Here is a 23,881-nt window from a genome sequence, read left to right as displayed (position 1 = left end):
CTCGGGGGTGAGAGCGCGGTGCCTGCCGGGGCCGTGGTGAGCGGCCCCGGCGGACAGCGGTGTCGAAGGCGCGGACACCGGCCGCGGCCGTGTGCGGTGCCCGGGCGCCGAGGGCTCCGCCTCCCCGGGCGGGGAGGCGGAGCGGGGGATCAGAGCTGGGTGCGCAGCGCCTCGGGCACCGAGTCGAAGGCGCCGGACCGCCGGCCGATCTCGTCGATCCGCAGCGTCGCGGTGGCGCCGTGCGCGGCCAGGCCCTCGAAGGCCGAGATGCGCTCGACGGCCGGTGCCAGCGCCGCCGTGCCCTCCTTGGCGGCCCGCTGGTAGGTGAGCGGCTTGAGGAAGCGGGAGACGGAGAGCCCCGCGTTGTAGCGGGCCGTCTTGCCGGTCGGCAGGACATGGTTGGTGCCCGCGATGCCCTTGTCCGAGTAGGCCACGGTCGACCAGGGGCCGATGAAGAGCGACCCGTAGTTGGAGAGGTTCTCCAGGTAGAAGTCGTCGTCCTCGGTCTGGATCTCCAGGTGCTCGGGGCCGAGCACGTCCGCCACGGCGACGGCCTCGTCGCGGTCGCGCACCACGATCACGGAGCCGAAGTCGCGCCAGGCGGGCCCGGCGATGTCGCGGGTGGCCAGCGTCGCGAGCTGCCGGTCCATCTCGGCGACGACCGCGCGGCCCAGCCTCTCGGAGGTGGTGATCAGGGCGGCGGGGGAGTTCGGGCCGTGCTCGGCCTGGCCGAGCAGGTCGGCGGCGACCCAGACCGGGTCGGCGGTGTCGTCGGCGAGGACGGCCACCTCGGAGGGCCCGGCCAGCAGGTCGATACCGACCTGGCCGAAGAGCTGGCGCTTGGCCTCGGTGACGAAGGCGTTGCCCGCGCCGACCAGCATGTCGACCGGGGCCTCGCCGAGCAGGCCGAAGGCCATCGCGCCGAGCGCCTGGACGCCGCCGACGGCGAAGACGCGGTCGGCCTGGGAGAGGTGGGCGCCGTAGAGCACCGCCGGGTGGGCGCCGTGCTCGCCGGAGGGCGGGGTGCACGCCACCACGGTCGGCACCCCGGCCGCCTTGGCGACGCCGACCGTCATGAAGGCGCTGGCCAGCAGGGGGAACCGGCCCGCGGGCAGGTAGGCGCCGACGCGGGAGACGGGGACGTAGCGCTGGCCGCCGCGGACCCCGGGGGCGAGTTCGATCTCGAAGTCGCTCAGGTGCTCGCGCTGCGCGGAGGCGAACCTGTGGGTGCGCTCGTACCCCATCTCCAGGGCGGTGCGGACGTCGGCGGGCAGGGCGTCGCCGGACTTCTTCAGCTCGGCGGGGCCCACCTCCAGCTCGCCGGACCAGCCGTCCAGCTCCTGGGCGTACGTGCGGACCGCGTCCATGCCTTTGCGCTCGATCTCCGCCAGCATCTGGGAGACCCGCTCGACCACCTTGGGGTCGCGCTGGGCGGGAGGGCCGTCCACGGCCGGCTTCTTGAGCCACTGGAGGGGAGCGAGGGACTGTGCTTCGTCGCGCGTGATCTGCATGTCCCGGACGTTAGACGCGGTGGTGCCACAGGACTAGAGGGGCGATTCCTGTGCGGTCCACAGGGTTTTCCTGTGCACCGCCCCACGCCGGTACGCGGGCGCGCCCCGGCGCGCCCCTACGCGGTCGGCTCCGGGCCGGGGCGGTCAGTCCAGCAGGCCGCTGTTGATCTCGCGGATGGTGTCCTCGGCGAGGCGGGCCAGTTCGCGGGTGGCCCGGGAGAGCGGGTGGCCCCGGCGCCTGACCAGCGCGATGGTGTCGTGCAGCGGCTCGGCGAAGGGAGCGGTGTGCAGCCCGGCGGGAAAGGTCGGACTGGCTATCACCGCCCGGCTGGCGATCGTGTCGCCCACCCCGGCGGCGGTCAGCTTCAGCGCCGCCTCGACGTGCTCCAGTTCGATCAGCGGGTCGATGCGCACCCCCGCGAGCTGGGCGCGCTCGGCCAGTTGGCGCCGGGTCGGGTCCTTCCAGCCGTAGTGGGCGTCGTAGAGGACGAGCGGGGCCTCGGCGAACGCCTCGATGGTCACGGGGGTGCTTGCCCGTTCCGCGCTGGCGCTGACGTAGCGGACCTCGTCGCGCATCAGCGGGGTGACCGCCAGTCCCTCATCGTCGATCGGGAGGACGACCAGCCCCGCCTCGATGTCACCCGCCGCGACGGCGAGGGCGGTCTCCGCGGAGTTCTGGCCCACCAGGCGGACCCGTACGGCCGGGTAGCGGGCGTGGAACATCTGGACGAGGTCGGCGAGCAGGTAGTAGTCGGCGTTGCGCAGCACCCCGAAGGTGGCCGTGCCGCCGCCCAGCGATCCCAGCGAGTGGACCGCCCGTACGCCGCTGTCGGCGGCCTCCACCGCCTCCTGGGCGTAGGGGAGGAGTTCCTGCCCGGCGGCGGTCAGGGCGAGGGTGCGGCTGCCGCGGACGAAGAGCTCGGCGTCGAGCTCCGCCTCCAGGCGGCGCACCAGTTCGGAGGCGGAGGCCTGGGCGATGTCCAGGGAGCGTGCGGCGGCGGTGAACGAGCCGAGCCGCTGCGCCTCGACGAACGCCTTGAGCTGGTTGAGGGTCATGCCGCACCGCCTCCCGGCTTGCGCGGCGGGTGGGTGGGGGCGGGGAGGAGCGGCACCGCTGGGAGCATGCCCGCACCTTAGGCCCTGCCGCCCGCCTGGTGCCGGGGCGCCGCCCCCGGCAGCCCCGCGGGGGAGTGGCGCACCTCACCCGGGGGACCCCGGTGACCCGGAACAACGGGAGATGGTTCATAGTTGAACCAACCGTGGGAGCGGACGGAAAGTGTCCCCGGGCCTGACCTCCGCCCACAGGGACGATCGTTCGGCTGAAGCCCTGTGGAGCCTTTCGCCGCGAGGCGACCGCCGTCCGCCCCCACACCTGAGCCGCCCCGGCCGTGATTCCCCCGTCCCGGCCGGGGCTTCCCACTGCCCACCGCCGTCTCTCGCACCGGTACTCAGGTACGCGTACGGGAGGCGGCGGTCGTGCGTCAGGGACGGGCGGGGCCGCCCGCACTCAGCGCGGAGGCGCCTGGCCCGCCTCCTCGCAGAGCCGGACGAACGGGCCGCCCGCCGAGGCCGGCTCCTCGAAGCGGCCCTCCTCCACCACCGTGCCGCCCTCCACCACCGTGCCGCCCTCCACCACGGGGGCGGCCCCGAACCGGACCAGGTTGCCCAGCGCCCGGCCCGCGCCCTGCGCCGCCACCACCGCCGTGCCGGGCGTCGCCGTCGGCATCCGCCCGGTCAGCACCAGCCCCGCCAGCGCCGCCCAGAGCGCCGCCGCGCACAGCCCGCTGGGCGCGCCGCGACGGCGCCCACCCGCAACGGGGGCGCGGCGGCCAGCGCCCGGCCCTCGACCCGGTCGCACGTCCCCTGGTACCAGCGGTACAGGAACGGCCGTACCGTGTCCGCCGGGTCCCCGGCAGACAGCACGGCCATGGCCCGGGCGACAGCGGCGAGCGTCACCGCCGGTCGACCGACCAGGCCAGCCGCACGGTCCGGCCCAGCGCCGCCGGGATGGCGCCGCAGCATCTGCCCGAGCGTCACCTCCCGCAGCGCCCGCTCGGCCCGGAGACCGTCGCAGCGCAGCTCGGGGCCGTCGGGCGCCGGGAGCTCCAGCCTCTTCCGCTGTCCGGGCACGGCGGCCCGCGGGCGCCGGCTCATCGGCGACCGCTCTCGGCGGACGCGCGGACGGCGCGGGCCAGGCAGGCGCACGGCCGCTGAGACACGGGCGGCACGGCGTCAACCCCGGCCGGCGGGCCCGGGCGGCGCGGACTTGGGGAGATCGAACGCCAGGCGTACGGCGCCGAGGGTGGGGCAAGGGGGCACGGGTCCTCCCTGCAGTGGTCGACGGATACGAGCGACCGGAGAACGTGCCTGATCAAGGGTGCGTCACGGCATCCTCGGGACGAGAGGGCGTACACCTGTGCGCATGCCGGCGTTTCGGTGAAGGGAGGCCGGGGCTGCGAGCCCGCCCGGCCATGTTCGATTCACTCGTCCGGTGCGGGGTCACCCCTGAGGGGGATCGCCTTGCCCGGCCGGATGCCAGGACGATGCGGCAACGCCCCGGCCGGCCGCCGCCCCGTCCGTCCTGCCCGTGCGAGCCCGGCGGGCGCGGTGTAGAGAGGAGCCATGTCGCAGCGTCTCGAAGGGCATCGCCGACCGGTGCGGGAGGGCCGGGCGCTGGTCGCCATCCCGATCGCGTGGATCATCGCGGTGACCGTGGTCGACGTCCTCGCACCGCCCCAGATCCACCTGGGTCCGCTGCTCGTCGCGGCCCCGGCGCTCACCCCGTCGTTCGGCGGGCCCCGGACGGTGGGAGCGGTGGCCGCACTGGCGGTGATCGCGCAGACCGTCATCGGAGTGGTGCGCGACCCCGCCGAACTGCTCTCGGCCAACCACGAGGCACAGATCATCGCCCTGGTGCTGGTCGGCACGAGCCTCGTCATCTTCTGCGTCCTGCGGGAGCGCCGCGCGAAAGAGCTGAAGCAGGTGCGGTACGTCTCCGAGAGCGCCCAGCGTGTGGTCCTGCCCCCGCTGCCCCGGCAGCTGGGCCCCCTGCGCACCGCCTCCCTCTACCTCGCCGCGGAGGCCGAGGCCCAGATCGGCGGAGACCTGTACGCGGCGGTGCGCACCCCCTCGGGCACCCGGCTGATCGTCGGTGACGTGCGGGGCAAGGGGATGACCGCGGTCCGTGACGCCGCCCTGCTGCTCGGAGCGTTCCGCGTCACGGCCCGCGGCCAGGAGGACCTGCGCGACCTGGTGACCTACCTCGACCGCGGCGTGCGGGGGGACCTGGCGGAGCCGGACGGGGCGGGCGGCTACGAGGAAACGTTCATCACCGCCACTGTCCTGGACATCCCCGACCAGGAAGGCCGGGTCCAGCTGGTCTCCTGTGGGCACCCGCCCCCGATCGTCCTCCGCGAAGGCCGGCCGACGACGATGAACGCGCGGCACCCCGCGCCTCCGCTGGGCCTGGGCGGACTGGCGGATTCGCGCTACCACGTGGAGAGCTTCCCGTTCGAGCCGGGAGACCTCCTGCTGCTGTACACGGACGGCGTCACCGAGGCCCGCGACCCCGCCGGCACCTTCTACCCGCTCGCCGAGCGTGTCACCGGCTGGACCGGGACCGACCCCGACGCCTTCCTCGGCCGCTTCCGGCAGGACCTGCTGCGGTACGTCGGCGGCCGCCTGGACGACGACGCCGCCATGGTCGCCGTGGAGCGCCCCGCCGTGCCCCGGGCCTGATCGCCGCCGCCCCGGGCCGCCCCGACCCGTACGAGGGACCGGCCGGCGTGGCCGCTTGTCCGGTGCCGCGCCCGCCGCTGGTCTGAAAGGCGCGCCCGGTCCGGCGACTGCCCGACGGGCGCGCCCCACCGCACCACGCGCCCAAGGGAGAACCATGCGCCGCCGCCTCACCGTCTCCGCCGCCCTGGCCGCCACCGCCCTCTGCCTCGCCGCCGCACCCGCCCGGCCGGCCCCCGTGAGCGAGGAGCCCGACCTGCGCGGAGTCTTCCTCACCGTCGCCGGGGCGGACGGCACCTGGAGCCGGGGCGTCCTGCTGGAGTGCGACCCCGTCCCGCGGGGCGACCACGCCCGGGCGCGCGAGGCGTGCGCCGCGCTGGACGCCGTCGACGGCGACCTCGACGCCCTGCCCGAGGCGCCCGGTGCCTGCCCCACCGACTACGACCCGGTCACCGCCACCGCCGAGGGCACCCACCGGGGCGAGCCCGTCGCCTGGGAACGCACCTTCACCAACGCCTGCGTCCTGAGCCGCGCCACCGGAACCGTCTTCGCCTACTGACGCCCGGGCCCACCCCTCCCGCACGCCGACGGGCGGGCCCCCTCGGGGAACCCGCCCGTGCGCCGCCGCTCAGGCGGCCGGCCTCACGTGCTGCGCGAGGTCGCCACCAGGCTGACCGTGGCCATGGCGAGGACCACCCAGCCGAACCAGACCCAGCCGTTGCTCCCCAGCGTCACCGAGTACGCCGTCGCGAGCACCAGCGCGCCGACGGTGAGTGCTCCCATGGTCTTCGTGGAACCGTGCATCGGACGCCTCCTTCCGGCGGCCGGGACCGGAACCGGCACAGGACCGCCTCGGCCTCCATGGTCACCCGCAGGAGCCCGCACCGCCAGGCCTGCGACCGGCCCTTCGGCGTCCCGGCCCGCCGTCAGCCCTTCCGGGCGTGCAGCGAGGCGAGGTAGGCGTTGTACGCCTGCAGCTCCTGGTCGCCGTCGCGGTCCGCGGCCCGGTCCTTGCGCCGCGCCTGCCGCTCCTCCGAGCGCCGCCACTGGAACAGCAGCGCCAGCAGCACCACCACCGACGGGATCTCGCTGAAGGCCCAGGCGATGCCGCCGGCCGCGCTCTGGTCGCTCAGCGCGTCGATGCCGAGCGAGGCCGGCGGGTCCATGTAGGTCCCGATCATCGGGCCCGAGGCCATCATCAGCGCGATGCCGAAGAAGGCGTGGAACGGCATGCCCGCGAAGAGCTCCAGCATCCGCATCACGTACCCCGGGCGGTGCGGCCCCGGGTCCACGCCCATGATCGGCCAGAAGAAGACCAGACCGACGGCGAGGAAGTGGACCATCATCACGATGTGGCCGACCGCCGACCCCATCAGGTGGTCGAAGAGCGGGGTGAAGTACAGGCCGTAGAGGCTGGCGATGAACATCGGGATGGTGAAGGCGGGGTGGGTGATGATCCGCATGTACCAGCTGTGCAGGAGCTTCAGCAGCAGCTCGCGGGGACCGGTCCGCCCCCGCGCCGCCACCGGCAGCGCGCGCAGCGCCAGCGTGATCGGCGCGCCGAGCAGGAGCAGCAGGGGCGTCAGCATGCTGATCACCATGTGCTGCACCATGTGCACGCTGAACATGACCATGCCGTAGTCGTTGAGCCGGGTGCACATCACCAGCAGCAGGCTCAGCACACCGAGGACGAACGAGAGGGCCCGCCCCACCGGCCACCGGTCGCCGCGCGCCACCAGCCGGGCCACGCCCCAGCCGTAGAGGGCCAGCCCCAGCAGGCAGGCGAAGAGGAAGAAGCCGTTGAACGACGGCTCCAGGCCCCGGCTCAGCGTGAACGGCGGCAGATCCGTCATCATGCCGTGCCCGCTGTGATCCATGTGTCGCGCTCCCACGGGGAAGATCCGGCGCCGTACGGAAGGTTTCGTACGGGGATGTCCGCACCAGACTAGAGGCGCCCCCGGCCGCGTCGGCGGCCGGGGGCGCCCCTTCCGCGCGTGGCGGTGGGGGAAGAAGAGTCAGAGGACCGTCTGCGCCTCGGCGTACCGCGCGTCGGGGACCGTCTTCAGCGTCTCGACCGCCTCGGCGAGCGGCACCATGGCGATGTCCGTGCCGTGCAGCGCCGTCATCTTCCCGAACTCGCCGCGGTGCACCGCCTCCACCGCGTGCCAGCCGAACCGGGTGGCCAGCACCCGGTCGTACGCGGTGGGTGTGCCGCCGCGCTGCACATGGCCGAGGATCACCGCGCGGGCCTCCTTGCCGAGCCGCTGCTCCAGCTCGATGGAGAGCTGCTGGGCCACGCCCGCGAACCGCTCGTGGCCGTAGATGTCGGTGCCGCCGACGTCGAACTTCATCGTGCCCTCAAGGGGCTTCGCGCCCTCGGCGACCACTACTATGGCGAACTTCTTGCCCATCGAGAACCGCTCGCCGACCCGCCGGGTCAGCTCCTCGATGTCGAAGGGCCGCTCCGGGACGACGATGGCGTGCGCGCCGGCCGCCATCCCCGAGTGCAGCGCGATCCAGCCGGTGTGGCGGCCCATGACCTCGACGATCAGCACCCGCTGGTGGGACTCGGCGGTGGTCTTCAGCCGGTCCAGTGCCTCGGTGGCGACCCCGACGGCCGTGTCGAAACCGAAGGTCACATCGGTGACAGCGATGTCGTTGTCGATCGTCTTCGGCACCCCGACGATCGGCAGACCCGCGTCGGAGAGGAGCCGGGCCGCCTTGAGGGTGCCCTCGCCGCCGATCGGGATGACCGCGTCGAGGCCGAGGTCGGCGAGGTGACCGCGGGCCCGCTCGACGCCGCCGCGCAGATGAGCCGGCTGCACCCGCGAGGAGCCCAGGATGGTGCCGCCGCGGGCCAGGATGCCGGAGACGGCGTCCAGGTCCAGCTTGCGGTAGTCGCACTCCAGCAGGCCCTTCCAGCCGTCGTGGAACCCGATGACCTCGTCGCCGTGGTCGACCACGGCACGGTGCACGACCGAACGGATGACGGCGTTCAGACCGGGGCAGTCGCCGCCGGAGGTGAGGACACCAATACGCATGGCCCGCAAAACCTTTGCAACGTGGGCGGAAGACCGGACCACGTCGTCCGGCTGGATGCCCGCCACCCTACCGGCGCCCGCGGTCCCTGTCCGAATCCGGAGTCCGCCTGCTGGACGCCTGACATCTGTGCGAAGAGGCCGTCGTTTGAGCGGAGTTGACGCAGTTCAGCGGCTTGCGGGGAACTCCCGCCGGGGTCGTGCCGGTTGACCTGCGCGGGTACGCGGACGGCGCCGCTCCCGGGGTGGGGAGAGGCGCCGTCGGGGTGCTCGGGAGGCCGGTCGTGCCGACCGCGCGGTCAGGCCGGCTGCTGGGTCGCCGCGGCGATCCGCTCGGCGCGCAGCGCCTCGTACCAGCGGTCGTCGGCCGGGGGGAGCGCGTTGACGTCCAGTGCGAGCTTCAGCAGCAGGTCGCCGATGAGCGGGTTCCGGGCGAGGACCGGACCGTGCATGTACGTACCGAAGACGGTGCCGTTGAAGGCGCCCTCGGTGCCGTCGCCGGTGCCGTTGCCCCGGCCCATCCGGACCTGCGCGAAGGCGCTCGCGGACGGGCCGAGGTGGGTGATGCCCTGGTGGTTCTCGAAGCCGGTCAGCTGCGGCAGGCCCAGGCGCGGGTCGATGTCTCCGAGGACGTCGCCGACGCACCGCTCGCCCTCGCCCCGGGTCGAGACGACGTCCAGCAGGCCGAGGCCCGCCTGGCGCTGGCCCTGGTCGTTGACGAACTCGTGGCCGAGGATCTGGTATCCGGCGCAGACCGAGAAGACGATGGCGCCGTTGCCGACGGCGCGGGAGAGGCCGCCGTCCCGGTGCAGCCGCTCGGCCGCGAGCCGCTGCGGGCGGTCCTCACCGCCGCCGATCAGGTAGATGTCGCCTGAGGTCGGCACCGGCTGGTCGCTGCGGACGTCGATCCGCGTCACGTCCAGCCCCCGCTGCCGGGCCCGGCGCTCGACGACCAGGGCGTTCCCCTGGTCGCCGTAGGTGCTGAGGAGGTCCGGGTAGACCCAGACCAGACGCAGGCTGTTGTCGCTCATGCTGTGATGTCCTTACGGGCTGGGGCGATCAGTTGCCGACGCGGCGGCGCACATCCTGGAACGCGGTGTAGTTCGCGATGACCTCGATCCGGCCGGGGGGCGCCGACTGCACCGCCTCGTCCAGGGTCTCGCACACCCGGAAGTCCAGTCCCGCGACTTCCAGGCGCACCGCCATGTCCAGCTTCCGGTCGCCGATCACGAAGATCGGGTGTCCGGCCAGCTGCGTGTAGTCCACGTCCCACAGCCACGAGGTGTCGGTGCCGTCGGCGCCGCGCGCGTTGACGGAGAGGACGACCGGGGTGGGCGGCGGGTCGATGAGCGAGAAGGTCTCCAGCCATCCGGCCGGGTTCTTCGCCAGCAGCAGCCGCAGGTCGCGGCCGAGGAACGACACCACGTCGTACCGCCCGGCCACCGCCTGCACCTGGTACATGCGCTCCAGCGCCACCTGCGGCGGTACGCCGAAGACGGCGGCGACGGCCGCCGACGAGGTGGCGTTGGCCTTGTTGGCGCGGCCCGGCAGCTGGAGGTGGATCGGCCAGGCCGAGCCGTGCGGGTCGAGGACGTGGTCGCCGGTGAGCGCCCAGGTCGGCGTCGGGCGGCGGAAGCCGCACTGGCCGCAGAACCAGTCGTCGCCGGGGCGCTGCATCACACCGCCGCACGAGGGGCACGACCAGGCGTCGTCCTTCCACGCCTGCCCGGCCGCCACCCAGACCACCTGCTGCGAGGACGAGGCGGCCCACACCACGAGCGGGTCGTCGGCGTTGGCGATGATGACGGCCTTCGAGCCGGACAGGCCCTCCCGCCACTTCTCCGCCAGCATCCGGGTCTCCGCGGCGCGGTCCAGTTGGTCGCGGGAGAGGTTGAGCAGCGCGATCGCCTTCGGGGTCACGTCGCGGGCCACCCCCGCCAGGTACTTCTCATCGACCTCGATCACGCCGAACTTGGCGTCCGAGCCGCCCGCCAGCGCCGAGGTGATGCCGGCGGGCATGTTGGCGCCGAGCGCGTTGGAGACGACCGGTCCGGCCGCCCGCAGCGCCTCGGCGATCAGCCGGGTCGTCGTCGTCTTGCCGTTGGTCGCCGAGACCAGGACCACGTCCAGGTGCTGCGCGAGCCGCGCCAGAAGATCGGGGTCGAGCCTGAGGGCCACCTTGCCGCCGATCACCGACCCGCTGCCGCGGCCCGCGGCGCGGGAGACCGCCGCCGCCGCCTTTCCCGCCGTCACGGCCAGCTTGGCCCGCGGCGACAGCGGGTCCGTGTTGCCTGACATCGTCCTAGCTCCTCCTTGCGTCCGCGCCCGCGCCTCACACCTGGCGGGCCGCCGCACCGCGTGCGAACGGCTCTCGCCCCTGGGCACCGCACGCCGGCCGGGGGGCGTGCGGTAGGGATCAGCCTATCGACTGACGTGGCCGGCCCCGAACCGCGGCACCTGCCCGCTCACCCGCCACGCCGTCCTGCGTACGCTGATCGCCATGCGACAGCGTTCCATTCCGGGCAGCACCGGACGTGTCCGGCCCTTGGCCCTGCTCGGCGACCCGGTCCTGGCCGCCCCCTGCCAGGAGGCCACCGACTTCGGCCCCGACCTGGAGCGCCTGGTCGAAGATCTCTTCGCCACCATGTACGCCGCCCGGGGGGTGGGCCTCGCCGCCAACCAGATCGGCGTACCCCTGCGCGTCTTCGTGTACGACTGCCCCGACGACGAGGACCGCCGCCACCTCGGCCACCTCGTCAACCCCCGCCTGACCGAGACCGACGGCGTGGTGGTCCGGGGGCCCGAGGGGTGCCTGTCGCTGCCCGGCCTGGAGGCGGGCACCGAGCGGCACGACCACGCGGTGGCCGAGGGGGTGGACCTGCTCGGCGAGCCGCGCACGGTGCACGGCACCGGCTTCTTCGCCCGCTGCCTCCAGCACGAGACCGACCACCTGGAGGGCGCCCTCTACGTCGACCGGCTCACCGGCCTGCGCCGCCGCCGCGTGCTGCGGGCGGCCGCCCGGGCGCCGTGGGCGGGGGAGCGGGAGGCCTAGAGCGCTGCCCTTACAAGGCGGGTGTCGGTGGTGTGCCCGGCGCGGCCTCAGAACCCCGGGCCCCCGGCCTTGTCCCCGGCCGCGGCGAGCCGCCCCCACAGCAGGTCGGCCAGGGCGCTGACCAGTGCCGCCCGGCCGCACGGCCGTTCCGAGAGCCACCAGTCCCCGGCGGCGTGCATCATGCCGACGATGCCGTGGCCCCAGGCCCGGGCCAGTTGGTCGCCGCGCGGCCCGAGGTCCACGCGCTCGGCGATCACGTCGGCCAGTTCCTCGCCCATCAGCCGCAGCAGCGGCGCCGAGTGGCGGCCCGCGTCGAAGGCGGCGTCACCCGCCACCGGGTCGCTCCCGGCGCCCTCGGAGGGGTGCATCAGGAAGCGGTAGACCTGCGGTCGCGCCTCGATGGCCGCCAGGTAGGTGTCGAGGGTCGCCTCCACTCGCTCCCGGCGCTCGGCCGGAGCGTCCAGTGCGGCGCGCAGCGAGGCGATCAGGGCGTCGGTGTGCCGCTTGGCGAGGGCGCTGTACAGGCCGCCCTTGTCGCCGAAGTGCCGGTAGAGGATGGGCTTGGTGATGCCGGCCTCGGCGGCGATCGCGTTCATCGAGGCACCGGGGCCGTCCCGCAGGACCACCCGGTCCGCGGCGTCCAGCAGCTCGCGGCGCCGCTGGGCGGCCCGCTGCTCGGCGGTCCGCTGTGTGGTCTCCATGGATTCTCCCCGCCGACTGCTCATTCGTGACGCCTCGGCAACGTAACACCCTGGCCGTCGCCGACCGTGGCCGGGCGGCGGGGCGGAGCGGTCCGGCGGCGGAGGTTGACAGATGCTACCGACCAGTAACAGACTCAGGTTACCGCAAGTAACAATCAGCTGGAGGGGTCATGGCCGAGTTCACCATGGAGCTCAACGACGAGCAGAAAGAGGTGCGGGACTGGCTGCACGGCTTCGCCGCCGACGTGATCCGCCCGGCCGCCGCCGAGTGGGACGAGCGGGAGGAGACCCCCTGGCCGATCATCCAGGAAGCCGCCAAGGTCGGAATCTACTCCCTCGACTTCTACGCGCAGCAGTACTTCGACCCCACCGGTCTCGGCATCCCGATGGCGATGGAGGAGCTCTTCTGGGGCGACGCGGGCATCGCCCTGTCGATCGTCGGCACCGGCCTCGCCGCCGTCGGCGTCCTCGCCAACGGCACCGAGGAGCAGATCGGCACCTGGATACCCCAGATGTACGGCGACGTGAACGACGTCAAGGTCGCCGCCTTCTGCTCCTCCGAGCCCGACGCCGGATCGGACGTCGCCTCCATGCGGACCCGCGCCGTCTACGACGAGGCGAAGGACGAGTGGGTGCTCAACGGCACCAAGACCTGGGCGACCAACGGCGGCATCGCCAACGTCCACGTCGTCGTCGCCGTGGTCGACGCCGAGCTGGGCTCCAAGGGCCACGCCTCCTTCATCGTGCCGCCGGAGACCCCCGGCCTCTCCCAGGGGCAGAAGTTCCAGAAGCACGGCATCCGCGCCTCGCACACCGCCGAGGTCGTCCTGGAGGACGTCCGCATTCCCGGAAGCTGCCTGCTCGGCGGCAAGGAGAAGCTCGACCAGCGCCTCGCCCGCGCCCGCGAGCGCGCGAAGAGCGGTGGCGAGCGCGTGAAGAACGCCGCCATGGCCACCTTCGAGGCCTCCCGCCCGGCCGTCGGCGCGATGGCCGTCGGCACCGCCCGCGCCGCCTACGAGGAGGCCCTGGAGTACGCCAAGACGCGTACCCAGTTCGGCCGCCCGATCATCGACAACCAAGGCGTCGCCTTCCAGCTCGCCGACATGCGGACCTCGATCGACGCGGCCCGGCTGCTGGTCTGGCGCGCCTCCTGGATGGCGGTCAACGGCAAGCAGTTCACCGCCGCCGAGGGCTCCATGTCGAAGCTCTTCGCCAGCGAGACGGCGAAGAAGGTCACCGCCCAGGCCATCCAGATCCTCGGCGGCAACGGCTACACCCGCGAGTACCCGGTCGAGCGGATGCACCGCGACGCCGCGATCTACACCATCTTCGAGGGCACCAGCGAGATCCAGCGCCTGGTCATCGCCCGCACCCTGGCCGGGATGCCCATCCGCTGACCCGCGCACCTGGAGGAGGCGCGTGGCCTCCGCGACCGGAAGGAGCCCCGTCGGCCGGCCGGCAGGGCTCCTTCGGTGTGCTCGGCTCCGGCGAAAAGGCCATGCGGGAGACTTCTGGGAGACCGACCGCGCGGCCGCTCTTCCGCTGCTGGGCGAGGCGTGCGGGCACTGCGCGTACTGCGTCGGCGGCTGGGAGACCCTCTGCCTCCAGCAGCAGAACAGCGGCTACTCCGTCGACGGCAGTCACACCGAGTACGCCCTGGCCCCCGGCGCCTACGTCGAGCCGGTCCCCGACGGCATCGATCCCCTCGACGCGGCCCCGCTGACCTGCGCCGGGGTCACCACGTACAAGGCGGTCGAACTCTCCGGCGCCCGCCCCGGCAGACGGGCCCTTGTCTCCGGCATCGGCGGCCTCGGCCACCTCGCGCTCCAGCACGCGGGCACTTCGGCGCCGAGACGGTCGCCGTCGACATCACCGACGAGAAGCCGGGGTCGGCCCGCGAACTCGGCGCCGACCAGCCGCCTACGACTCGCTCAACCGGGGCGGCACCCCCGTACCGGTGGCACTGCCGCCCGAGGGCGAGCTGTCCCTCCCGGTCTTCGACACCGTCCTCAACGGCACCACGGTCACCGGCTCCATCGTCGGCACCCGCGAGGACCTGGTGGACGTCTTCCGGCTCCACCAGCTCGGCCGTACTCGTCTCGTTCGCGAGACCCGCCGTCTGGAGGACATCAACACCTCGATCGACGAGGTCCTCGGCGGCAAGGTGACCGCCCGCCTCGTCTTCGACCTGCGCTGACGGGGCGGCCGTGACCCGGGCGCCCCGCCCGCGCCCGTTCAGCGGTAGTCCAGCTCCGTCAGCTCGTCCCCGGTGGACAGATGGCCGGTCACCCGGGGATCGGGCTCACCGTCCGTCCGTACGGCCACCGTCCGGCCCCGCTCCCGCTCGCTCCCGGACACCGTCAGCGCCCGCACCTCCCGGCTGCCCGCCGCCAGCGCGTACCAGCGGCCCGAGGGCGCCCGCCACGCGGTGCTCGCCACCAGGTGCTGGCCGAACCGGCTGCACGCGGCGGTCGGCCCGGACTCGCCGACCAGCCGCACCGGTGCCGCCGCCCGCTCGGCCGGGGTCCGCAGGTGGACCAGGATCTGCCCGGGGCCGCGCCAGGTGCTGACCCGGGTGCACCCCCACACCGCCCGCCCGGCCTTCTCGGGCAGCTTCTGCTCGGCGAAGTCCCAGGTGTTCACCGAGCGGACCCCGCCGCGCTCCAGCCCGGCCAGGCGGCACCCGATCCGGGCCCACGCGGCCAGCGCGGCCTCGCCGGTCGCCTCGCGCGGCTGGCGGGCCCCGGCGCCCGAACCCGGCAGCGGGGTGTACGAGAGGTGGGCCGCCGTCAGTTCGCCCAGGTCGGTGACGAGGAAGGCGTGGTCCTCCACGATCCGCGCCGAGGAGCGCAGCCGCACCACCGGCCACCGCTCGCAGGGCGCCCCCGCCACGGGGGGACTGGCCACCGCCTCCGAGACGCCGTCGTCCGAGACCCGGAGCTCCTGCCCGGGGGCGTCGGGCCGCAGCAGGTCCCGGGTGCCCGCCTCGCTCACCCAGGGGGCCAGCAGGAACCGCACCCCGCGCTCGGTACGGCTCAGCACCAGCGCCGCCGCCGTCGTCACGTCGGCCTCGTCGGTCCTGGCCACCTCCAGCGAGGGCGGGGCGGCGCCGTCCAGCGGTTCGGCGTAACGGGCCGCGCGGGTGCCGTCGTGGAGCAGGACCACCGCCGCACCGGACACGTCCCCGGCGTAGAGCAGCCGGGGCGGACCGGCCGGGGGCTGGACGGGCGTGGCCCGGGAGCGGACCAGCTTCACCCCGGCCGCCTCCGGCGCGCTCCAGGCGCCGAGCGCCCGGCCCAGCAGCTCGGTGTCCTCGGCCCGGCCGCCCCGGGGCGGCCACGCGGTGAAGTCCACGCGCGAGGTGTCCGCCCACAGCGCGGCGTCCGTACGCCGCAGCAACCGCGGGTCGAGCGCCGGGGTCCGGCCGGGCGTCCCCGCGACCGCCGCCACCGCCTCCGTGCCGTCCGCCTCGTTCCCGGCAGGCGCCTGCACCGGCGCGGGTCCGGCCACCGCCAGCGCGCACGAGGCCGCCACCGCGACGAGCCCGACACCCACCAGCCGCGTCTTCCGGCGGCGGCACAGCAGATCGGTCGGCCGGATCTGCACCTGGCACGGGTCGAACTCCCGGGAGGCGAGCAGCGCGCCCGCCGCCTCGCCGGTCCGCGCCTTCACCCCGGCCGCCTCCGTCAGCGCCGCCGACGGGTCCGCGACCCCGGCCGCCGCCAGCAGCGCGGCCACGTCCGCCTCTCCGAGCTCTTCGAGACCGGCCAGCGCGAAGGCGGCCCGGGCCGGTGCCGAAACCCCGGCCAGCGCCCGGTCCAGGGCCAGTTCCTCCGTACCGCCCGCCCGGGGGAAGAACCGCAGCCCCCACACGACCGGCAGCCCCGGCCGCAGCGCGCGCGGCGGCGGGAGGCGGCGCGGCCAGAGCCGGGGGCGGTGCTCGTAGGAGAGCGCGGAGGACACGACCTGGCCGCGCACCCAGGCGTAGCCGACGGGGTCCCCGCTGTCCTCGGGGACCGGGACCTGGCCGCTGCCCGTGGTCAGTCCTGGCAGCGACCGCTGCACCACCCCGTGGGCCAGCAGCACCCGCCGGTGGCGGCCCAGCGCGGGCGGCAGCACCAGGTGGGCCAGGCGTACCAGCCGCGCGTAGCGCTCGACCACCACCACCTCGGCGCGGTCGAGCCCGATCCGGGTGGGTGGTGCGGAGTCAGGACGGTGGGGGAGGGGCGCCATGGGACGGAGAGCCTTTCGCGGGACAGGACCACTGCTGCGGGACACTCCGTCAAACGAGTGAACCGGGGGGACGGTCACCCGGCCCGCCCGCACCCGCCCTCACCTGCGCGGCGGCCCGCCGTACCGCCTGGGCGCCGCCTCGGCAGGACCGTTCCGCGACCCGTTCCGGCCCCCTCCGGCCTCGCGCCCGGGGATCTGTGATCCTGGTCCCAGCGACCGGCGCGCGACGGGCGAACACCCCGACGCGCCGCGCCACCGGACGGCGCCACCGCGCCGCACGACGGAAGAGGAGAGGCACCAGAGATGGCACAGCACGTGCGGGGCGTCATCGCCCGCGCCAAGGGCGAGCCCGTGGAACTGACGACGATCGTCGTGCCCGATCCCGGGCCCGGTGAGGCCGTCGTCGACATCCAGGCGTGCGGCGTCTGCCACACCGATCTGCACTACCGCGAGGGCGGCATCAACGACGAGTTCCCGTTCCTCCTCGGACACGAGGCGGCGGGCGTCGTGGAGTCCGTCGGCGAGGGCGTCACCGAGGTCGCCCCCGGCGACTTCGTCATCCTCAACTGGCGCGCAGTCTGCGGCCAGTGCCGGGCCTGCAGGCGCGGCCGCCCGCAGTACTGCTTCGACACGCACAACGCGAAGCAGAAGATGACCCTCCTTGACGGCACCGAGTTGACCCCGGCCCTCGGTATCGGCGCCTTCGCCGACAAGACCCTGGTCGCGGCCGGGCAGTGCACCAAGGTCGACCCGGCCGCCTCCCCGGCCGCCGCCGGGCTGCTCGGCTGCGGCGTGATGGCCGGCATCGGCGCCGCCATCAACACCGGCAACGTCGGCCGCGGCGACTCGGTCGCCGTCATCGGCTGCGGCGGCGTCGGCGACGCGGCCGTCGCGGGCGCCCGGCTCGCCGGGGCCCGCCGGATCATCGCCGTCGACATCGACGACCGGAAGCTGGAGACGGCCCGCTCCATCGGCGCCACCCACACCGTCAACTCCCGCGAGAGCGACCCGGTCGAGGCGATCCGCGAGCTCACCGACGGCTTCGGCGCCGACGTGGTCATCGAGGCGGTCGGCCGCCCCGAGACCTACCGCCAGGCGTTCTACGCCCGCGACCTGGCCGGAACCGTCGTCCTGGTCGGCGTCCCCACCCCCGAGATGACGCTCGAACTCCCCTTCCTCGACGTCTTCGGCCGCGGCGGCGCCCTCAAGTCCTCCTGGTACGGCGACTGTCTGCCCTCCCGGGACTTCCCGATGCTCGTCGACCTGTACCTCCAGGGACGGCTCGACCTCGACGCGTTCGTCACCGAGACGGTCGGCCTGGACGACGTCGAGGAGGCGTTCACCCGGATGCACAGCGGTGACGTGCTGCGCTCGGTGGTGGTCCTCTGATGGCCGCCCGCATCGAGCACCTCGTCACCAGCGGCACGTTCTCGCTGGACGGGGGCACCTGGGACGTCGACAACAACGTCTGGATCGTCGGTGACGGCACCGAGGTGATCGTGGTGGACGCCGCCCACGACGCGGACGCCATCGCGGCCGTCGTCGGCGACCGGCGGCTCGTCGCGATCGTCTCCACCCACGCCCACGACGACCACATCGACGCCGCCCCCGCCCTCGCCGACCGCTACGGCGCGCCGATCCTCCTCCACCCGGACGACCTGGGCCTGTGGGACGCCACCCACCCGGCCCGCCGCCCTGACAGCGACCTCGCCGACGGCCAGCGGATCACGGTCGCCGGGACGACCCTGACGGTGCTGCACACCCCGGGCCACAGCCCGGGAGCCGTCAGCCTCCACGCCCCCGAGCTGCGCACCGTCTTCAGCGGCGACACGCTCTTCGCGGGCGGCCCCGGCGCCACCGGACGTTCCTTCAGCGACTTCCCGACCATCATCGACTCGATCCGGGACCGCCTGCTCACCCTCCCCGACAGCACCGTGGTCCGCACCGGCCACGGCGACACCACCACCGTCGGCGAGGAGGCCCCGCACCTGGACGAGTGGATCGCGCGCGGCCACTGACCTCCCGTCAGGCGGCGCACGGGCCACCGCGCCCGGCGCCGGCGCACCAGGTACGCGCCCGCTCCCGGCGACGGGGGCGGGCGCGTCTCGTTCCGGAGGCGTTCCGGAGGCGGGCGCGCCGGAACCCGCACACACCCCTCACGCACCCCGGGCACCCGGAGACCACCCCCGCGCGCCCCCGATAGGGCACCCTGTCCCCGTGTCCTTCGTCTCGACCTCGTCATCCTCCCTGCCGAGCCAATCCCCGCCCGCCGCCCCGCACATGGTGGTCTGCGGGGACGACGCGCTCGCCCACCGGCTCGCCGCCGAACTCGCCGACGTCTACCGGGTCCGTGTGGTCCTGCTGACCCCGGCCGGATCCGAGAGCCGCAGCCCCGGCCTGCCCGGCGCCGCCCGCCCGCCGGGCCGCGCCTCCCTGCTGCTCGGCCGCGTCTCCTCCGTGATGAGCCGCAACGGTGGCAACGGCCCGGGTGCCGCCCCGGCCGCCGAGGAGGCCCCGCGGCGGCAGGGCCAGGTCCGCGTGGTGGACGCCCCGGCCCCCGACGACGAGGCCTTCGCCGTGGCCCGCGTCCACACCGCCGAGGCGCTCGCTCTCGTCTACGACGACGACGAGACCAACATCCACGCCGCGCTGCGCGCCCGCCGCCTCAATCCCCGCCTGCGGCTGGTGATCCGGCTCTACAACCGCAAACTCGGCCAGCACCTCGAAGAACTCCTCGAACAGGCCGCCCACCTCGCCGGTCTGGAGGACGTCGACGCCGGGGTCACCGTCATGTCCGACGCCGACACCGCCGCGCCCGCCCTCGCCGCGGCCGCGGTCGCCGGGTCCAGCAAGGTCGTCGAGGCCGACGGCATCCTGCTGCGCGCCGCCGAACGCGACCCTTCGCGTCCCCGCCGCCCCGGCGACCCACCGCCGGTCACCCTCGCCCTGCTCTCCGCCACGGTCAGCGACCCGGCCGGCTCGGAGGGCTCCGACAGCGACGGCGACACGCCCTCCCTGCTGCCCGACGACACCGACGTGGCCGGCGGGCAGGGCCGTGGCACCGTCGTCCTGGAACGCGTCGGCACCACCGTGCCGCAACTGCCGCGCCGCCGCCTGCGCGGCCGCGGCGCCCCGCTCGGCTCGCTCTTCTCCCGGCAGTTGCGCTGGTCGGTGGCGGGGCTGGTGGCCGCCGTCTGCTGCCTGGCGGTGGTCGCCATCGTCACCACGGACGAACGCCCGCTGCACGCCGCACACATGACGCTGCTGGATCTGCTGGCGATCAACGAACCCGCGGTGGAGGACGGGGAGGTCCTCACCCGGAAGATCCTGCAACTGCTCGCCTCCGTCGTCGGCATGCTGCTGCTGCCGTTCCTGCTCGCCGCCGTCCTGGAGGCGCTCGGCACCTTCCGCACCGCGGCCCACCTGCGCCGGCCGCCGCGCGGGCTCAGCGGTCACGTGGTCCTGCTCGGCCTCGGCAAGGTCGGCAGCCGGGTGCTCAGCAGGCTGCACGAGATGGAGGTGCCGGTGGTCTGCGTGGAGGAGGACCCCGACGCTCGGGGGATCGCGCTGGCCCGGCGGCTGCGGGTGCCGACCGTCATCGGCGACGTCACCGAGGAGGGCGTCCTGGAGGCGGCCAAGGTTCACCGCGCCCGCGCGCTCCTCGCCCTCACCAGTGTCGACTCGACCAACCTGGAGGCGGTGCTCTACGCCCGCGGCGTCAAACAGGACCTGCGGGTGGTGATGCGCCTCTTCGACGATGCCTTCGCCACCGCCGTCTACCGCACCCTGCGCGCCGCCCACCCCACCGCACGCACCCGGAGCCGCAGCGTCTCCACGCTCTCGGCGCCGGCCTTCGCGGTCGCCATGATGGGCCGCCAGATCCTCGGCGCCGTCCCGGTCGAGCGGCGGGTCCTGGTCTTCGCCGCGCTCGACGTCGCCGGACACCCCGAGTTCGAGGACCGTACCGTCGAGGAGGCGTTCCGGCCCGGCGCCTGGCGGGTCGTCGCGCTGGACGCGGCCCGGCCCGACGAGCGCCGCGATCATCTGGGCGCGGTGCCGGGGGAGCGGCGCCCGCCCACCCTGGTCTGGGACATCCACCCCGGTTACGTCCTGCGCGCCCAGGACCGGGTGGTCCTGGTCGCCACCCGGCAGGGTCTGGGCGAGCTGCTGGGGCGGCAGGGCCTGACCGACCCGGCCACCCGCTCCTGATCCGCGACGCGCCGCCCGCGCCTGCCCGCAGGACCGGGCGGCAGGTCGCTCAGGCGCCCGCGGCGGCGTCCCGCAGCGCCTGGACGTCGAGCTTCTTCATGCCCAGCATGGCCTGGGTGGTGCGGGCGGCGGCCTCGCGGTCGGAGGAGGCGAGCAGCTCGACCAGGGCCCTGGGCACGATCTGCCAGGACAGTCCGTACTTGTCCTTGAGCCAGCCGCACTGGACCTCCTCGCCGCCGTCGGCGGTCAGAGCCTCCCAGTAGCGGTCGACCTCCTCCTGCGTCTCGCAGTCCACCGAGAGCGAGATCGCCTCGGTGAAGGTGAACTCCGGTCCGCCGTTGATGGCGACGAACTCCTGGCCCGCGAGCTGGAAGGAGACGGTGACCACGGAGCCCGGCTCGCCCGGGCCCGCGTCGGTGAACCGCTCCACGCCCAGGACGCGGGAGTCCTCGAAGAGGGAGGTGTAGAAGGCCGCCGCCTCCTCCGCCTGCCCGTCGAACCAGAGGTTGGTGGTGATCTTCTGCATGGCGTGCTCCCTGCCTTCGGCTCCTCCCGGCCCGGTGGCGCGGGAGGCGGGGCCTCGGCGGCCCCCTCACAGGGGTAGACCGCGCGGGCCCCGCCGATTCATCGGGGCAGCCGTTCGGCGGGTACCGGTGGCTGGGCGGTGGTGGTGTGGTGCAGGAGGTGGTTGAGGGGAAGGGTGGCGGCGCCCTGCGTGATGGCGTCCGGCCCGAGGGTGGAGAGCGTGATCTCGGTGTGCCGCCCCGGGTGGTGCAGGGCGTAGCCGCGGGTCCGCTCGCGGATGGTGTCCAGCAGCAGCGGCCCGAGCTGGAGCCCGGCCCAGCCGCCGATGAGGATGCGCTGCGGCTGGAAGAGGTTGACCAGGTCGGCGAGGCCCGCCGCCAGGTACTCGGCGGTGTCGTCCAGGATCGCCAGCGCCGTCAGGTCCGCCTCGGTGCCGTCCCCCTCGGGTCGCGCGGCCGCCAGCAGCCGGGTGATGCCGTACTCCTCGGTCGCCTCGCCTGGGTCGGGCCCGCCGGCCTCGTGCCACCGCCGCAGGATGGCCTGCGCACCGGTGTACGCCTCCAGACAGCCCCGTGACCCGCAGCGGCAGGTGCGGCCGCGGACCTGGACGGTCAGGTGGCCGAACTCGGCGGGTGTGCCGTGGTCGATGCCGTGGATCTGGCCGTCGGTGACGACGCAGGCGCCGACGCCGGAGCCGAAGAGCACGATGGCCGCGTCGGTGGTGCCGCGTCCGCCGCCGTACCACATCTCGGCCTGGCCGAGGGCCATGGTGCCGTTGCTGATGTGGAAGGCGGTGCCCGGCGGCAGCTCGGTGGCGCCGCGCAGCAGCTGCTCCAGCGGGACGGCGTCCCAGCCGACGGTCTGGCCGTGCACGACGGCGCCGCCCGGGGTGCGCTCCACGATGCCGGGCACGCCGACACCGATGCCGGTCAGCGCCTCCGCGGCGATGCCCGACTCGGCGAGCACGGCGGCGATGGAGCGGGCGGTGTGCGCGATGACGGTGTCGATGTCGCGGGCGCCGCCGGTCAGCGGCAGCTCGCAGCGGGCGAGTTCGGTCATGGCGAGGTCGAACAGCTCGGCGCGGACCCGGGTCTCCCCGATGTCGATGCCGATCAGGTACCCGGCCGTGGGGGTCACCCGCAGCAGGGTGCGCGGGCGGCCGCCGTCGGACTCGACATGCCCGGCCTCCTCGACCAGTCCCTCGGCGGCCAGTTCCGTGACGACGTTGCTGATCGACCCCGAGCTGAGGCCGGTCGCGGGCCCCAGCGCCTGGCGGCTCATCGGGCCCTGGAAATACAACCGTTGCAGAACGGCGGCGCGGTTGCCGCGCCGCAGGTCGCGCACGGTCCGTCTGTGGTTCTCAGCCATGTGGCTCCTTCCCAGCGGCAACATACCCGTGTGCGACCCCTTGACGCGACCTTCTCTCGGGGTTTAACTCACGTCCTAAATTAAGCCGTGACGGTGTTCGGGGGCTGAACGCCGACGGTCTGGCCGCCACACGTTGGTGTTTTCCCTGGAAGGGGCGTTTGCGTCATGCGCAGATTCAGAGCCGCCTGTATGACCGCCACGGTCACCGCGCTGGCCACGGTGGTCGCCGGCTGCGGCGGGGGGACCAGCGCCGCCGGCGGCGGTGGCGACGAGAAGCCCAAGGAGCTCGTCTACTGGGCCTCCAACCAGGGCCCCAGCATCGAGGCCGACAAGAAGATCCTCACCCCCCGGCTGAAGAAGTTCGAGGAGGAGACCGGGATCAAGGTCAAGCTGGAGGTGGTCCCCTGGTCCGACCTGCTCAACCGGATCCTCGCCGCCGCCACTTCCGGTCAGGGCCCCGACGTCCTCAACATCGGCAACACCTGGTCCTCCTCGCTCCAGGCCACCGGAGCCCTGCTGCCCTGGGACGACAAGAACTTCGACAAGATCGGCGGCCGCGACCGCTTCGTCGACTCCGCCGTCGGCTCCACCGGCGCCGCGGACCAGGACCCGGCCGCCGTCCCGCTCTACTCCCTCGCCTACGCCCTGTACTACAACAAGGCCATGTTCGAGGAGGCGGGCATCGACAAGCCGCCGGCCACCTGGGACGAGATGGTCAGCGTCGGCAAGAAGCTGTCCAAGGACGGCAAGTGGGCGCTGGGCGCGGAGGGCTCCAACCTCTCCAACAACATCCACCAGGTGTTCGTGCTGGGCCAGCAGCACGGCGCCGACTTCTTCGACGCCGAGGGCAAGCCCGACTTCACCTCCGACGGCGCCGTCGCGGCCGTGAAGCAGTACGTCGACTTCATGGCCCAGGACAAGATCACCGCCCCTGGCAACGCCGAGTACGCCCAGAACCAGTCCCTCCAGGACTTCGCCAAGGGCAAGACCGCCATGGTCCTCTGGCAGGCCGCGGCCAGCACCTTCAAGAGCCACGGCATGGCCGACGACGACTTCGGCGTCGCCCCGGTCCCGGTCACCTCCGGCGCCCCGGGCGCCGGCAAGCAGGTCAACTCCATGGTCGCCGGCATCAACATCGCCGTCTTCAAGAACTCCAAGAACCTCGACGGCGCCACCAAGTTCGTCGAGTTCATGACCAGCGACACCGAGCAGGTCCACCTCAACAAGACCTACGGCTCCATACCCCCGGTCAAGGCCGCCCAGCAGGACAAGGCGTTCGACCGCGCCGACACCGCGGTCCTGCGCGACACCCTCCTGAAGAGCGCCGCGCCCCTCCCGCAGGTCCCCAACGAGTCGCAGTTCGAGACCGCCGTGGGCACCGCCGTCAAGGACCTCTTCGCCGACGCCGCCGCGGGCCGCGCCATCACCACCGAAGCCGTCAAGACGCGCCTGGCCAAGGCCGAGCAGCAGATGCCGAAGAAGTGAGCGATTCCGTGACTGCCACCGCCG

The 23,881-nt window shown here is 73.9% G+C and carries 21 protein-coding genes; 9 read left to right on the top strand and 12 right to left on the bottom strand.

The features are described 5' to 3' along the window. Positions 1 to 149: 149 nt before the first annotated feature. The 3 genes from hisD to ACFWMZ_RS01475 all read right to left on the bottom strand — a co-directional run bounded on the left by hisD (position 150) and on the right by ACFWMZ_RS01475 (position 3,237). Entirely contained in the window at positions 150 to 1,511 is a 1,362-nt protein-coding gene (gene hisD / locus ACFWMZ_RS01485) for a histidinol dehydrogenase (protein WP_383199072.1), read from the bottom strand. Positions 1,512 to 1,655: 144 nt separating this feature from the next. Next, positions 1,656 to 2,567, bottom strand: coding sequence for a LysR family transcriptional regulator (locus ACFWMZ_RS01480; protein ID WP_383171081.1), 912 nt, complete (start codon positions 2,565 to 2,567; stop codon positions 1,656 to 1,658). 451 nt (positions 2,568 to 3,018) lie between these two features. Then, a complete protein-coding gene (locus tag ACFWMZ_RS01475; RefSeq protein ID WP_383199070.1) occupies positions 3,019 to 3,237 on the bottom strand; it encodes a hypothetical protein in 219 nt (72 codons plus the stop codon). A gap of 896 nt (positions 3,238 to 4,133) precedes the next feature. On the opposite strand from ACFWMZ_RS01475, the gene ACFWMZ_RS01470 reads away from it, so the two are divergent. Together ACFWMZ_RS01470 and ACFWMZ_RS01465 are read left to right on the top strand one after the other, a co-directional pair. Continuing rightward, positions 4,134 to 5,249 carry a PP2C family protein-serine/threonine phosphatase gene (locus ACFWMZ_RS01470; RefSeq protein WP_383199068.1) on the top strand — a complete coding sequence of 372 codons (1,116 nt, stop codon included), beginning with the start codon at positions 4,134 to 4,136 and terminating at the stop codon, positions 5,247 to 5,249. Positions 5,250 to 5,403: 154 nt separating this feature from the next. Next, on the top strand, positions 5,404 to 5,805 hold the full coding sequence (locus ACFWMZ_RS01465) for an SSI family serine proteinase inhibitor (protein ID WP_383199066.1): 402 nt from the start codon (positions 5,404 to 5,406) through the stop codon (positions 5,803 to 5,805). 83 nt (positions 5,806 to 5,888) lie between these two features. Here ACFWMZ_RS01465 and ACFWMZ_RS01460 read toward each other — a convergent pair whose 3' ends face one another. The 5 genes from ACFWMZ_RS01460 to ACFWMZ_RS01440 form a co-directional block, all read right to left on the bottom strand. Continuing rightward, positions 5,889 to 6,050 carry a hypothetical protein gene (locus ACFWMZ_RS01460; protein WP_383171095.1) on the bottom strand — a complete coding sequence of 54 codons (162 nt, stop codon included), beginning with the start codon at positions 6,048 to 6,050 and terminating at the stop codon, positions 5,889 to 5,891. Positions 6,051 to 6,172: 122 nt separating this feature from the next. Beyond that, positions 6,173 to 7,123 (bottom strand): cytochrome c oxidase assembly protein, encoded by a 951-nt coding sequence (locus tag ACFWMZ_RS01455; RefSeq protein WP_383171098.1) that lies wholly within the window; start codon positions 7,121 to 7,123, stop codon positions 6,173 to 6,175. Positions 7,124 to 7,261: 138 nt separating this feature from the next. After that, the gene (locus tag ACFWMZ_RS01450) at positions 7,262 to 8,287 is read right to left on the bottom strand and encodes a 6-phosphofructokinase (RefSeq protein WP_383183951.1); all 1,026 of its coding nucleotides are present in this window, start codon (positions 8,285 to 8,287) and stop codon (positions 7,262 to 7,264) included. Positions 8,288 to 8,583: 296 nt separating this feature from the next. Continuing rightward, the gene (locus ACFWMZ_RS01445) at positions 8,584 to 9,315 is read right to left on the bottom strand and encodes a type 1 glutamine amidotransferase (protein WP_383183949.1); all 732 of its coding nucleotides are present in this window, start codon (positions 9,313 to 9,315) and stop codon (positions 8,584 to 8,586) included. Between the two features lie 28 nt (positions 9,316 to 9,343). Beyond that, the gene (locus ACFWMZ_RS01440; RefSeq protein WP_383183947.1) at positions 9,344 to 10,582 is read right to left on the bottom strand and encodes a MurT ligase domain-containing protein; all 1,239 of its coding nucleotides are present in this window, start codon (positions 10,580 to 10,582) and stop codon (positions 9,344 to 9,346) included. A 202-nt stretch (positions 10,583 to 10,784) separates the two neighbouring features. Here ACFWMZ_RS01440 and def point away from each other — a divergent pair, with 202 nt between their 5' ends. After that, positions 10,785 to 11,336: a peptide deformylase gene (gene def, locus ACFWMZ_RS01435; protein WP_383199064.1), complete on the top strand. Its 552-nt coding sequence runs from the start codon at positions 10,785 to 10,787 to the stop codon at positions 11,334 to 11,336. A gap of 47 nt (positions 11,337 to 11,383) precedes the next feature. Here the strand turns inward: def and ACFWMZ_RS01430 are convergent, their stop codons facing one another. Continuing rightward, the gene (locus tag ACFWMZ_RS01430; protein WP_383183943.1) at positions 11,384 to 12,037 is read right to left on the bottom strand and encodes a TetR family transcriptional regulator; all 654 of its coding nucleotides are present in this window, start codon (positions 12,035 to 12,037) and stop codon (positions 11,384 to 11,386) included. 170 nt (positions 12,038 to 12,207) lie between these two features. On the opposite strand from ACFWMZ_RS01430, the gene ACFWMZ_RS01425 reads away from it, so the two are divergent. After that, entirely contained in the window at positions 12,208 to 13,434 is a 1,227-nt protein-coding gene (locus tag ACFWMZ_RS01425) for an acyl-CoA dehydrogenase family protein (RefSeq protein WP_383199063.1), read from the top strand. A gap of 560 nt (positions 13,435 to 13,994) precedes the next feature. After that, positions 13,995 to 14,234: a hypothetical protein gene (locus ACFWMZ_RS01420; protein ID WP_383199061.1), complete on the top strand. Its 240-nt coding sequence runs from the start codon at positions 13,995 to 13,997 to the stop codon at positions 14,232 to 14,234. 38 nt (positions 14,235 to 14,272) lie between these two features. Here the strand turns inward: ACFWMZ_RS01420 and ACFWMZ_RS01415 are convergent, their stop codons facing one another. Then, positions 14,273 to 16,270, bottom strand: coding sequence for a hypothetical protein (locus tag ACFWMZ_RS01415; protein WP_383183937.1), 1,998 nt, complete (start codon positions 16,268 to 16,270; stop codon positions 14,273 to 14,275). 303 nt (positions 16,271 to 16,573) lie between these two features. Here ACFWMZ_RS01415 and ACFWMZ_RS01410 point away from each other — a divergent pair, with 303 nt between their 5' ends. The 3 genes from ACFWMZ_RS01410 (at position 16,574) to ACFWMZ_RS01400 (ending at position 20,479) form a co-directional block, all read left to right on the top strand. Then, a complete protein-coding gene (locus ACFWMZ_RS01410) occupies positions 16,574 to 17,659 on the top strand; it encodes an S-(hydroxymethyl)mycothiol dehydrogenase (protein WP_383199059.1) in 1,086 nt (361 codons plus the stop codon). Then, complete coding sequence (locus ACFWMZ_RS01405) at positions 17,659 to 18,288, top strand: MBL fold metallo-hydrolase (RefSeq protein WP_383199057.1); 630 nt, start codon at positions 17,659 to 17,661, stop codon at positions 18,286 to 18,288. The genes ACFWMZ_RS01410 and ACFWMZ_RS01405 overlap by 1 nt, the downstream gene beginning before the upstream one ends. 199 nt (positions 18,289 to 18,487) lie before the next feature. Next, positions 18,488 to 20,479: an NAD-binding protein gene (locus tag ACFWMZ_RS01400; RefSeq protein ID WP_383183931.1), complete on the top strand. Its 1,992-nt coding sequence runs from the start codon at positions 18,488 to 18,490 to the stop codon at positions 20,477 to 20,479. A gap of 49 nt (positions 20,480 to 20,528) precedes the next feature. Here the strand turns inward: ACFWMZ_RS01400 and ACFWMZ_RS01395 are convergent, their stop codons facing one another. Next, entirely contained in the window at positions 20,529 to 21,005 is a 477-nt protein-coding gene (locus ACFWMZ_RS01395) for a VOC family protein (protein WP_383199055.1), read from the bottom strand. Positions 21,006 to 21,103: 98 nt separating this feature from the next. Further along, complete coding sequence (locus ACFWMZ_RS01390) at positions 21,104 to 22,372, bottom strand: ROK family protein (protein WP_383183927.1); 1,269 nt, start codon at positions 22,370 to 22,372, stop codon at positions 21,104 to 21,106. 165 nt (positions 22,373 to 22,537) lie between these two features. Between ACFWMZ_RS01390 and ACFWMZ_RS01385 the strand changes: the two genes are divergently transcribed. Beyond that, on the top strand, positions 22,538 to 23,857 hold the full coding sequence (locus ACFWMZ_RS01385; RefSeq protein ID WP_383199053.1) for an ABC transporter substrate-binding protein: 1,320 nt from the start codon (positions 22,538 to 22,540) through the stop codon (positions 23,855 to 23,857). The last annotated feature ends 24 nt before the right edge of the window (positions 23,858 to 23,881 follow it).

The organism is Streptomyces sp. NPDC058373, from assembly GCF_042723275.1.
Taxonomy (GTDB): domain Bacteria; phylum Actinomycetota; class Actinomycetes; order Streptomycetales; family Streptomycetaceae; genus Streptomyces.
This window is presented reverse-complemented; position numbering and strand designations above follow the sequence as displayed.

Bases quoted from the DNA above. Each gene is read 5' to 3' on its own strand.
- ACFWMZ_RS01430 (WP_383183943.1), bottom strand. From the start codon at position 12,037: ATGGAGACCACACAGCGGACCGCCGAGCAGCGGGCCGCCCAGCGGCGC.
- ACFWMZ_RS01465 (WP_383199066.1), top strand. From the start codon at position 5,404: ATGCGCCGCCGCCTCACCGTCTCCGCCGCCCTGGCCGCCACCGCCCTC.
- ACFWMZ_RS01410 (WP_383199059.1), top strand. From the start codon at position 16,574: ATGGCACAGCACGTGCGGGGCGTCATCGCCCGCGCCAAGGGCGAGCCC.
- ACFWMZ_RS01390 (WP_383183927.1), bottom strand. From the start codon at position 22,372: ATGGCTGAGAACCACAGACGGACCGTGCGCGACCTGCGGCGCGGCAAC.
- ACFWMZ_RS01480 (WP_383171081.1), bottom strand. From the start codon at position 2,567: ATGACCCTCAACCAGCTCAAGGCGTTCGTCGAGGCGCAGCGGCTCGGC.
- ACFWMZ_RS01470 (WP_383199068.1), top strand. From the start codon at position 4,134: ATGTCGCAGCGTCTCGAAGGGCATCGCCGACCGGTGCGGGAGGGCCGG.
- hisD (WP_383199072.1), bottom strand. From the start codon at position 1,511: ATGCAGATCACGCGCGACGAAGCACAGTCCCTCGCTCCCCTCCAGTGG.
- ACFWMZ_RS01425 (WP_383199063.1), top strand. From the start codon at position 12,208: ATGGCCGAGTTCACCATGGAGCTCAACGACGAGCAGAAAGAGGTGCGG.
- ACFWMZ_RS01415 (WP_383183937.1), bottom strand. From the start codon at position 16,270: ATGGCGCCCCTCCCCCACCGTCCTGACTCCGCACCACCCACCCGGATC.
- ACFWMZ_RS01385 (WP_383199053.1), top strand. From the start codon at position 22,538: ATGCGCAGATTCAGAGCCGCCTGTATGACCGCCACGGTCACCGCGCTG.
- ACFWMZ_RS01450 (WP_383183951.1), bottom strand. From the start codon at position 8,287: ATGCGTATTGGTGTCCTCACCTCCGGCGGCGACTGCCCCGGTCTGAAC.
- ACFWMZ_RS01455 (WP_383171098.1), bottom strand. From the start codon at position 7,123: ATGGATCACAGCGGGCACGGCATGATGACGGATCTGCCGCCGTTCACG.
- ACFWMZ_RS01460 (WP_383171095.1), bottom strand. From the start codon at position 6,050: ATGCACGGTTCCACGAAGACCATGGGAGCACTCACCGTCGGCGCGCTG.
- ACFWMZ_RS01475 (WP_383199070.1), bottom strand. From the start codon at position 3,237: ATGCCGACGGCGACGCCCGGCACGGCGGTGGTGGCGGCGCAGGGCGCG.
- ACFWMZ_RS01405 (WP_383199057.1), top strand. From the start codon at position 17,659: ATGGCCGCCCGCATCGAGCACCTCGTCACCAGCGGCACGTTCTCGCTG.
- ACFWMZ_RS01395 (WP_383199055.1), bottom strand. From the start codon at position 21,005: ATGCAGAAGATCACCACCAACCTCTGGTTCGACGGGCAGGCGGAGGAG.
- def (WP_383199064.1), top strand. From the start codon at position 10,785: ATGCGACAGCGTTCCATTCCGGGCAGCACCGGACGTGTCCGGCCCTTG.
- ACFWMZ_RS01445 (WP_383183949.1), bottom strand. From the start codon at position 9,315: ATGAGCGACAACAGCCTGCGTCTGGTCTGGGTCTACCCGGACCTCCTC.
- ACFWMZ_RS01440 (WP_383183947.1), bottom strand. From the start codon at position 10,582: ATGTCAGGCAACACGGACCCGCTGTCGCCGCGGGCCAAGCTGGCCGTG.